An 11,027-nucleotide genomic window follows, 5' to 3' on the forward strand; every position below is an offset into this window, starting at 1 on the left:
TTGTTCCTCCAGGTTCGGGCGCCTAGCGGTGATCAGCGAATCCGGTGATCGGGAGCATCAGGGGGATACGGGGAGTGCGGGAGGTGCTGACAGTGCGGGGGATGTGGAGGGAATGGAGGGAGGGATGCGGGGGCTCTGGGGCGTCCGGGATCGGGTGGCGGCACAGGCGGTCAGACCGCCGTCTCTTCGGTCATCTCGGTCATCCGGATCAGGGCCGCGGCGTCCATGTCGTCGATCGACTCGGTGGTGTCCGCGGCCGGAGAGCCGTTCTCCGCGGGGTCGTTCACCAGGTCGCGGAGGGCGTCGAGCAGGCCGGAGGCCCGCAGCCGGCCGATCGGGATCGAGGTCAGCAGGTCCCTGATCTCGTCCTCCTCCGAGGAGCGGCCGCCGGTGGCCGGCGCGGTGCCGGGCATGGCGACGGGGATCAGGTAGCGGGTGACGGCGAGCGCGGTGGGGTGGTCGAAGACGAGGGTGGTCGGCAGTTTGAGGCCGGTGGCCTGGGTGAGCCGGTTGCGCAGTTCGACGGCGGACAGCGAGTCGAAGCCGAGTTCCTTGAACGCCCGGCCCGGGTCGACCGCCGACCCGGAGGCGTGTCCGAGCACCGCCGCGACCTGCGCGGTCACCAGATCCAGCGTGACCTGCTCCCAGTCCTCCGGGCCCGTGCCGGCCAGCCGGGAGGCGAGCGACCCGCCCCCGCCGCCGGCCGCGGCCCGGGGCTGCCGCACCTGGACCCGGACGAGTCCGGCCAGCAGGGGCGGTGCCATGCCCTGCCGGGCCTGGGTGCGGATCGACGCGAGGTCGAGTCGCACCGGGGCGACCAGCGCGGCGTCCACCTGCTGGGCGGCGTCGAGCAGTTCGAGGCCGAGGTCGGTGGGCAGCGGTTGCAGGCCGAGCCGGTTGAGGCGGGTCAGGTCGGCGTCGCCGAGCTCGCCGGTCATGCCGGTGCGGGTCTCCCACAGGCCCCAGGCGAGCGAGACCGCCGGGCGCCCTTCGGCCCGGCGCCGTGCGGCGAGCGCGTCCAGGACGGCATTGGCGGCCGCGTAGTTGCCCTGCCCGGGGTTCCCGATGAGGGCAGCGACGGAGGAGAACAGGACGAAGAACCGGAGGTCCGCGTCGGACGTCAACTCGTCCAGCAGCAGGGCCGCGTCGACCTTGGGCCGCATCACCCGGTCCATCTGCTCCGGGGTCAGCGACGCCACCACACCGTCGTCCAGCACACCGGCGGCGTGGATGACACCGGCCAGCGGGGTGTCCAACGCGCCGAGCAGCGAGGCGAGTTGGTCCCGGCTCGTCACGTCGCAGGCGGCGACCCGTACGCGGCAGCCGGCCGCTTCCAGTTCGGCGGTCAACTCGGCCGCGCCGGGCGCCTCCAGGCCGCGCCGGGAGACCAGCACCAGGTGGCGGGCGCCGCGGACGGTCACCAGGTGGCGTGCCACCAGGGCACCCAGACCGCCGGTGCCGCCGGTGACGAGGATCGCGTGCTCGGGGTCGGCCGGCTGCGGGACGGTGAAGACGACCTTGCCGGTGTTGCGGCCCTCGCGCAGGAAGCGGAACGCCTCGGCGTAGCGGCGTACGTCCCAGGTGCGGACGGGTGCGTGGGTGAGCACGCCCCGCGCGAAGAGGTCCAGGACCTCGGCGAGGATCTCGCCCAGCCGTTCGGGGCTGACGTCGAACAGGTCGAACGCCTGGTAGTCGACGCCCGGGTGGGCCGCCGCAACTTCCTGCGGGTCGCGGATGTCCGCCTTGCCCATCTCCAGGAACCGGCCGCCGCGCGGCAGCAGTTCCAGCGAGGCGTCGACGAAGTCGCCGGCCAGGGCGTCCAGGACGACGTCCACGCCCTTGCCGCCGGTGGCCCGGGCGAAGGTCTCGGCGAAGGCCAGGTCCCGGGAGGACGCGATGCGTTCGGCCGGGATGCCCATCGCCTGGACGGCCGCCCACTTGGCGGGGCTGGCGGTCGCGTAGACCTCCGCGCCCAGGTGCGTGGCGAGTTGGACCGCGGCCATGCCGACACCGCCCGCCGCGGCGTGGATCAGCACCCGTTCGCCGGCGCCGAGCCGGCCGAGGTCGACCAGGCCGTAGTAGGCGGTGAGGTACACCACCGGTACGGCGGCGGCCTGTTCGAACGTCCAGCCCGCGGGCATCGGCGCGACCATCCGCCGGTCCGCGACGGCGGTGGTGCCGAACGACTCCAGGACCAGGCCCGTCACGCGGTCGCCGGGCGCCAGGTCGGTGACGCCCGGGCCGGTCTCCAGCACGACGCCCGCCGCCTCGCTGCCGAGCGGTGCCTCGCCCGGGTAGACGCCGAGCGCGATCAGCACGTCGCGGAAGTTCAGGCCCGCGGCCCGCACCGAGATCCGCACCTCACCCGCGCCCAGCGGGCGGTCGGCGTCGGAGGGGACCAGCCGCAGGCCCTCCAGCGAGCCCTTCGCCACGGGCGACAGCCGCCACGGTCCCTGCTCGGGCACCGCGGGCCCGGCCGCCCGCGCCAGCCGCGGCGCCAGGGGGCGCCCGTCGCGCACCGCGAGCTGCGACTCACCCAGCGCGGCGAGCGCCGGCCAGTCCGGCGCGGGGGCATCGGCGTCCGGGTCCAGGTCCACCAGCACGAAACGGTCCAGGTGCTCGGTCTGCGCGCTGCGGACCAGGCCCCAGGCGGCAGCGGCCGCCACGTCGGGCGCCTCACCACCGGTCGAGAGCGCGCCCCGCGTGGCCAGCACCAGCCGGGCCTGCGCCAACTGCTCGGCGCCCAGCCAGGCTTGGACCAGTTCCAGGGTCCGCGCCGCGACGCCGTGCGCCGAGCCGTCGGGGTCGGCCGGCACCGCCGCGACCACTACGTCCGGCACCGCGGTGCCCGCGGCCACCGCCGCGGTCAACGCGGCCAGGTCGGTGAACGGCTCGCCCGCACCGGCGAGTCCGCCGAGCAGCGCCACCGCCGGCGGCGCGCCGTCCGCCGGCCGGACCGGCACCCACTCCACCGTGAACAGGCTGTCCGGCCCGTTGCCCTGGCTGCGCTCCAACTGCGCCTGGTCGACGGGGCGGAAGGCGACGGCGTCGACCGCCGCGATGACGGCGCCCTGGTCGTCGGTGATGTCGATGCGGAACGCGGAGTCGCCCGCCGGGGTGATCATCACCCGGGCCCGCGGGCCCGACGCCGTCCCGGTCCTGATCCCCGACCAGGAGAAGGGCAGGCCGACCTGCGAACCGGCCTTCGCCTCCAGCAGGCTGCCGTGCAGCGCAGCGTCCAGCAGCGCCGGGTGCACCCCGAAGCCCTGGGAGGAGCCGGCGTCGTCGTCGGGCAGGACCACGTCGGCGTAGACCTGCTCGCCGTCGCGCCAGGCGGCCCGCAGCCCCTGGAAGAGCGGCCCGTACTCGTAGCCGGCCTCGGCCAGTTGCTCGTACAGCCCCTCGACCGGCACCGCGGCGGCGCCCGACGGCGGCCACACCGCGGGGAAGGGCACCGTGGGCGCCTCGACCTCGGAGCCGAGCTTGCCGCGCGCGTGGCAGGTGGGCGCGGCGCTCTCCGCGCCGTCCTTGCCGCCCGGCGCGGAGTAGATCGCGAGGTCGCGGCGCCCGTCGTCGTCGGGTGCGCCGACGGTGACCTGGAGGTCGCGCGCCTCGCCCTCCGGCAGCAGCAGCGGGACCTGGAGGACCAGTTCCTCCACGACCGGGCAGTCCACCTGGCCGCCCACCGCGAGCGAAAGCTCCACCAGGGCGGCCCCCGGCACGATCACCATGCCGAACACCGCGTGGTCCACCGTCCACGGCTGGGCCTCCTGCGAGACCCGCCCGGTGAAGACCCACTCGTCGCGGTCGCCGACCCGCACCGCGGCCGACAGCACCGGGTGCGCGAACCGCGCCAGCCCGGCCCCGGTCAGGTCGCCGCCGCCCCCGGCACCGGCCGGCAGCCAGTACCGCGACCGCTGGAAGGCGTACGTCGGCAGGGGCACGGCCCGCGCGCCGGTCCCGGCGTAGAAGGCGGCCCAGTCCACGGTCGCTCCGGCCACGTGGGCCTCGGCCAGCGACGTCGCGAACCGGCCGAGCCCGCCCTCGCCGCGGCGCAGCGACCCGACCACCCGGACCCGGTCACCGCCCTCGGCCTCGCCCGCGGTCTCGGTCACCGCGGAGACCAGCACCGGGTGCGGCGACATCTCCACGAAGCAGCTCGCGCCCTCGGTCACCAACTGCCGTACGGCGGACTCGAATCCGACCTGGCCGCGCAGGTTCGCGTACCAGTAGGCCCCGTCCAGGCCCTCGGTCCCGACGAAGTCACCGGTCGCCGTGGAGTAGAAGGGAACGCGGCCCGGGCGGGGCGCCAACGGCGTCAGGACGTCGAGGAGTTCGTCCTCCATGATGCCGACCTGCGCCGAGTGCGACGCGTAGTCCACCGGCACCCGGCGGGCCCGTACCCCGTCCTGGTGCCACTGCTCGACGAGCTTGTCCAGCCGCGCGGCCTCGCCCGACACCACCACGGACCGCGGGCTGTTGACCGCCGCGATGGACACCCGGCCCTCGTGCGGCGCGATCTGCACGGCGACCTCCTCGGCGGGCAGACCCACCGACACCATCCCGCCCAACCCCGCCAGCCGCTCCAGCACCAGCTTCGACCGCAGCGCCACCACCCGCGCCGCGTCCTCCAACGACAACCCACCCGCCACATACGCCGCCGCGATCTCACCCTGCGAGTGGCCGACCACCACATCCGGCTCCACCCCGAACGACCGCCACAGCGCCGCCAGCGCCACCATCACCGTGAACAGCACCGGCTGCACCACATCCACCCGCTCGAACGGCGGCGCCCCCGCCGCCTCCCTCAGCACGTCCTCCACCCGCCAGTCCACGAACCGGGCGAGTGCCGCGTCACACGCCGCCACCTCCGCGGCGAACACCTCGGAGGAATCCAGCAGTTCCACCGCCATCCCCACCCACTGCGCACCCTGCCCCGGGAAGACGAACACCGTCTTCCCCGACCCCGCCCGGCCCTCCACCACACCACCGCCGAGCTCACCGACCGCCAACCCCGACAACCCCGCCAGCAGGGAGTCCCGGTCGGTGGCCGACACCGCAGCGCGGTACTCCAACTGCGCCCGCGTCGTGGCCGCCGAGAAGCCGGTGTCCAGCAGCCCCGTCTCCGGCCGCGCGAGCACGAACTCCCGCAGCCTGGCCGCCTGCGCCCGCAGCCCCGCCTCGTCCTTCGCCGACACCAGCACCGGAACCGTCGGAAGGACCTTCGCGGCCTGCGGCGCGGGCTCCTCCTCCGCCGCCGGAGCCTCCTCCAGGATCACGTGCGCGTTCGTCCCGGAGATTCCGAAGGACGACACGGCGCCGCGCCGCACCCGCTCCCCCGCCGGCCACGGCCGCGGCTCGGTCAGCAGCCGGACCGCACCGGACTTCCAGTTGACGTGCCCGGACGGTGCGTCCACGTGCAGCGTGGCGGGCAGCACCTCGTGCCGCAGCGCCTGCACCATCTTGATGACGCCCGCGACACCCGCGGCCGCCTGCGTGTGGCCGATGTTCGACTTCATGGAGCCCAGCCACAGCGGCCGGTCCTCCGCGCGCCCCTGCCCGTAGGTCGCCAGCAGCGCCTCGGCCTCGATCGGGTCGCCCAGCTTCGTGCCCGTGCCGTGGCCCTCGACCGCGTCGACCTCGTCGGGCCGCAGCCCGGCCGAGGCGAGCGCCTGGCCGATCACGCGCTGCTGCGCGGAACCGTTGGGCGCGGTCAGTCCGTTGGACGCGCCGTCCTGGTTGATCGCGCTGCCGCGCAGCACCGCGAGCACGCGGTGGCCGTTGCGCCGCGCGTCGCTCAGCCGCTCGATCGCGACGACCCCGGCGCCCTCGGCCCAGCCGGTGCCGTCGGCCGCCGCGGAGTACGCCTTGCAGCGGCCGTCGGGCGACAGGCCGCCCTGCCGGGAGAACTCGGCGAAGATGCCGGGGCTGGACATCACGGTGGCGCCGCCGGCCAGCGCGAGCGCACACTCGCCCTGCCGCAGGGCCTGGGCGGCCAGGTGCAGGGCGACCAGCGACGACGAGCAGGCGGTGTCCACGGTGACGGCGGGCCCCTGAAGGCCGAGCGCGTAGGCGACGCGGCCGGACGCGACGCTGGGGCTGTTGCCGGTCAGCAGGTACCCGTCGTACCCGTCGGCCTGTTCGTGCAGCCGCGGGCCGTAGTCCTGGGCCATCACCCCGGTGAACACGCCGACCTGGCCGCCGCGCAGGGCGCCCGGGTCGATCCCGGCGTCCTCCAGCGCCTGCCAGGACGTCTCCAGCAGCAGCCGCTGCTGGGGGTCCATGGCGGTCGCCTCGCGCGGGCTGATGCCGAAGAAGTCCGGGTCGAACTCGTCGGCGTCGTGCAGGAACCCGCCGTTCTTGGTGTACGAGGTGCCCGACCGGCCGCGGCTGGGGTCGTAGAGCGCGGCCAGGTCCCAGCCGCGGTTGCCGGGGAACTCGCCGATCGCGTCGGTGCCGCGCGCGACCAGGTCCCACAGCAGCTCGGGCGAGTTCGCGTCGCCGGGGTAGCGGCAGGCCATGCCGACGATCGCCAGGGGTTCGCTGCTGGCGACCGCGGGCGCGGCTGCCGCGCCCGCGGCGGTGTCCCCGGCGAGTTCCGCGCGCAGGTGGCGGGCGAGGGCTTCCGGTGTGGGGTGGGCGAAGACCAGCGTATCGGGCAGTTCGAGGCCGGTGGCGGTGGTGAGCCGGCCGCGCAGTTCGAGGGCGGCGCCGGAGTCGAGCCCGAGGTCCTTGAACGTCCGGGTGACGTCGACGGCGTCCGCGCTCGCGTGGCCGAGGGTGACGGCGGTGGCCTTCTGGACCAGGCCGACCAGGTCCTCGGCGCGGGCGGCGGGGTCCCCGGCGGCGTCGACGGCGGACTGCGGTGCGGGCCGGGCCGGTTCGGGGCGGTGCGGCGCGGGCGCGCTCGCGGGGCCCGCGGTGCTCGCGCCGTCGGGGGCGGCGAACCAGTAGCTCTCCCGCTGGAAGGCGTACGTCGGCAGGTCCACGCGGTGCGCGGGGCGCGGCGCCGGTGCCCAGTCGAGGGTGCCGCCCTGGACGTGGTACTGGCCGACGGCGGTGAGGAACTGCCGCAGGCTGCCGTGGCCGCGGCGCAGGGTGCCGGTCACGAGGGCGTCGGTGACGGCGGCGTCGCGCAGGGTCTCGCCGATGCTGCCGACCAGTCCGGGGTGCGGGCTGGTCTCGACGAAGGCGCGGTGCCCGTCGGCGAGGGCGGCGCGGACGGCCGGTTCGAACTCGACGGTCTGGCGGAGGTTGCGGAACCAGTAGGCGGCGGTCAGTTCGGCGGTGTCCAGCAGGCCGCCGGTGACGGTGGAGTAGAAGGCCAGGTCGGCGCGGCGGGGCCGGATCGAGGCGAGCAGCCGCAGCAGGTCGGCCTCGATGGCGTCGACCTGCGGGGAGTGCGAGGCGTAGTCGATGGGGACCTCGCGGACGCGGACGCCGTCGGCGCGGCAGGCGGCCATCAGCTCGGCGAGGGCGGCGGGGTCGCCGGAGACGACGGTGCTGCCGGGGCCGTTGACGGCGCCGATGCCGAGCCGGCCGGGGTAGGCCGCGATCCGGTCGCGGACCGCGGCGAGCGGCTCGGCCACCGACACCATGCCGCCCAGCCCGGCGACGGCGTTGAGGGCCTGGCCGCGCAGCGAGACGACGGCGGCGGCGTCGGCGAGGGTGAGCGCCCCGGCGATGTGCGCGGCGGCGATCTCGCCCTGGGAGTGGCCGATGACGGCGTCGGGGGTGACGCCCTGGGCCTGCCAGAGCCGGGCGAGGGCGATCATCACGGCGAACAGCACCGGCTGCACCACGTCGCCGCGCTCCAGGGACGGCGCGCCGGGCACGTCGCGTACGACGTCGAGCACGGACCAGTCCTGGTGGGCGGCGAGGGCCTGTGCGCACGCGGTCAGGTGCTCGGCGAACACCGGTGAGGTCTCCAGCAGTTCGCGGGCCATGCCCTGCCACTGCGAGCCCTGTCCGGGGAAGACGAAGACGGTGCCGCCGACGGCGCGGGCGGTGCCTGCCACGACGTTGGCCGCCGGGTCGCCGGCGGCCAGGGCGGTCAGGCCGGCGTGGAACTCCGCGGCGCTGTCGCCGAGGACGACGGCGCGCTGCTCGAACGCCTGCCGGGTGGTTGCCAGGGCCCGGCCGGTGTCGGCAGTGGGTATGCCGGGGCGCGCGGAGACGTGGGCGTGCAGGCGCTCGGCCTGGGCGCGCAGCGCGGGCGCGGTACGGCCGGACAGCGGCCAGGCGTGGGCGGCGATGTGGTCGGCGGGTACGGTCGCGGCCTGCGCGTCGGCTTCGGGTGCGGCGGCGTCGGGCGCGGCGGCCTCGGCTGCGGTGTCCTCGGCCACGACGACGTGGCAGTTGGTGCCGCCCATGCCGAACGAGCTGACGCCCGCGACGAGGCGCTGCCGCTCGTCGGGCCACGGCCCCGGCTCCGCCTGCACGCTCAGGCCGAGGTCGGCGAGCGGGATGGCGGGGTGGGGGCGTTCGTAGTTGAGGCTGGCCGGCACCTGGCGGCGCTCGATGCTCAGCAGCACCTTCAGCAGCCCGGCGATGCCCGAGGCGCCTTCCAGGTGGCCGATGTTGGTCTTCACCGAGCCGACGTGCAGCGGCCGGTCGGCGGGCCGGTCCGTGCCGAGCGCGGCGCCCAGCGCGGCGGCCTCGATGGGGTCGCCGACCTTGGTGCCGGTGCCGTGCAGTTCGACGTACTGGACGTCGGCGGGGCGGACGCCGGCGGCCTGGACGGCCTGCCGGACGACCTCGCGCTGGGCCTGCTCGCCGGGCACGGTCAGGCCGGAGGTGCGGCCGTCGTTGTTGACGGCGCTGCCCAGGATCAGGCCGTAGATCCGGTCGCCGTCGGCGCGGGCCCGTTCGGCGGCCTTGAGGACGACGACGGCGCCGCCCTCGCCGCGGACGAAGCCGTTGGCGCGGGCGTCGAAGGTGTAGCAGCGGCCGTCGGGGGACAGCGCGTTGAACTGCTCGGTCATCGCGGTGCTGCCCGGGTCGAGCATCAGGTTGACGCCGCCGGCCAGGGCGAGGTCGGCCTCGCCGCGCCGGATGCTCTCGGCGGCCAGGTGCACCGAGACGAGTGAGGAGGACTGTGCGGAGTCCACGGTCAGGCTCGGGCCGCGCAGGCCCAGGCTGTAGGAGACCCGGTTGGCGATGATCCCGCGGTTCAGGCCGGTCAGCGTGTAGCGGGACAGCTCGCCCTGCTGCCGGGCGAGGAGGGTGGTGTAGTCGCTGGTGATGCTGGCGGCGAAGACGCCGGCGCGGCCGCCGTCGAGGTCGGCGGGCACGATGCCCGCGTCCTCCAGGGCCTCCCAGCACAGCTCCAGCATGATGCGCTGCTGGGGGTCCATCGCGGCGGCCTCGTTGGGCGAGACGCCGAAGAACGCGGCGTCGAACGCGTCGATGCCGTCGATGAAGCCGCCCGGCCAGTCGGCCCCGTCGGGCCCGGCGGTGCGCTGCTTGTCGGACGCCTTGCCGATGGCGTGGCGGCCCTGGCTCAGCAGGTCCCACAGCTCCTGCGGGGTGGAGGCTCCCGGCAGCCGGCAGGAGATGCCGACAATCGCGATTTCCGCTCCGCTACCAATGGGGGAATCAGTCATCACTATCTCCACAGAGGTCCGACGAGTGCAGGGAGCAGGAGGCAGGGAGCAGGAGGCAGGCCGGGGCCGGGAACGGTGCTCGGAAGCCCGCCGCGGGCCGCCGGGCCCGGTGTTGGCACCGGGCCCGGCGGCCGCGGCAGGCGGGTGCTGCCGCCGTCGCGGGGTCAGCCGAGGGTGACGGGCAGGTTCTCGTACCCGCGGATCGTCAGCCGGTCCCGGCGGGTCGGCTCACCGGCCGGCGCCACGTTCGGGAACCGGTCGAGGAGCTCGGTGAACGCCACCGTGCCCTCCAGCCGGGCGAGCGGCGCGCCGAGGCAGTGGTGGATGCCCGCGCCCATGGACACCGGCTGGATGGCGGTGCGGGTGGGGTCGAAGCGGTCGGGGTCGGTGTAGCGCTTCGGGTCACGGTTGCCGGCGCCGAGCGCGAGCAGCGCCCACTCGCCCATCGGGATGCGGGTGCCGGCGATCTCCGCGTCCTCACGGGCGACGCGGGCGATCAGCTGGACCGGCGAGTCGAAGCGCAGCACCTCCTCGACGAAGTTGTCCGCGGCGATCTGCTTGTTGTGCAGCCCGGCGGCGACGTCGGGGTGCTTGAAGAGCAGGTTGAGGCCGTTGCCGAAGATGTGGGTGGTGGTCTCGATGCCCGCGGCCAGCACCACGCCGAGGTTGCAGACCAGCTCCTCCGCGGTCAGCGGCGCGTTCTCCTGGTCGGTGATCTGCACCACCGCGCTGACCAGGTCGTCGCCCGGGTGCGTGCGGCGCCGGGCGACCAGCTCCTGGAAGTACTTCTCGAACTCCGCGTAGGCGGTGTCCGCGATGAGGGTGTCCTCCTCGGTGGGGGTCACCTCGAAGACCAGGGTCCAGTCGTTGGCCAGCTGCTTGAACCGCGGCCAGTCCTCCTTCGGCATGCCGAAGAGCTCGCCGACCACGCCGACGGACAGGTTGAAGGCGAAGCGGTCCATGAAGTCGACCGACGAGCCGTCCGACGTGGCGTCGGCCATCTCGTCGAGCAGGTCCCGGGCGATCTGCCGGATCATCGGCTCGAGCGCGGCGACCCGGCGGGCGCTGAACGCCCGGGCCATCACGTCCCGCATCCGGGTGTGGTCCGGGGGGTTGGTGTCCAGGATGCTGTTGGTCAGGGCGACGACCGAGGGGTGGAGCTTCCACTCGGCGGCGGTGAACAGCCGGTTGTACCGGTCATCCCACGGGCCGAACTCGCTGGCCCGCAGCGTCTCGTTGATCGCGTCGTAGCCGGGCACCATCCACAGCTTGTCGCCGAGCGGCGCGACCGGGCCGAGGCCGTGCGCGGCGGCGTAGTGCGGGTACGGGTCGTCGCGGCCCTCGGGGGTGAGCAGCTCACCCAGGATCTCGTTTGCATCCATGCGCTGACTCCTCAAATCGGCTGAGGCCGGCCGGCCTCAG

At 74.9% G+C, this 11,027-nt stretch carries 2 protein-coding genes; both read right to left on the reverse strand.

What is annotated here, in order from left to right:
* Positions 1-170: 170 nt before the first annotated feature.
* The gene (locus AC3ERT_RS32200) at positions 171-9,605 is read right to left on the reverse strand and encodes a type I polyketide synthase (protein WP_435178370.1); all 9,435 of its coding nucleotides are present in this window, start codon (positions 9,603-9,605) and stop codon (positions 171-173) included.
* 164 nt (positions 9,606-9,769) lie between these two features.
* Positions 9,770-10,987 carry a cytochrome P450 gene (locus AC3ERT_RS32205; RefSeq protein ID WP_435137890.1) on the reverse strand — a complete coding sequence of 406 codons (1,218 nt, stop codon included), beginning with the start codon at positions 10,985-10,987 and terminating at the stop codon, positions 9,770-9,772.
* Positions 10,988-11,027 lie beyond the last annotated feature (40 nt).

It is taken from the genome of Actinacidiphila sp. bgisy145, from assembly GCF_057708125.1.

Coding starts and splice junctions, on each gene's coding strand:
- AC3ERT_RS32200 (WP_435178370.1), bottom strand. CDS start 9,605: ATGACTGATTCCCCCATTGGTAGCGGAGCGGAAATCGCGATTGTCGGC.
- AC3ERT_RS32205 (WP_435137890.1), bottom strand. CDS start 10,987: ATGGATGCAAACGAGATCCTGGGTGAGCTGCTCACCCCCGAGGGCCGC.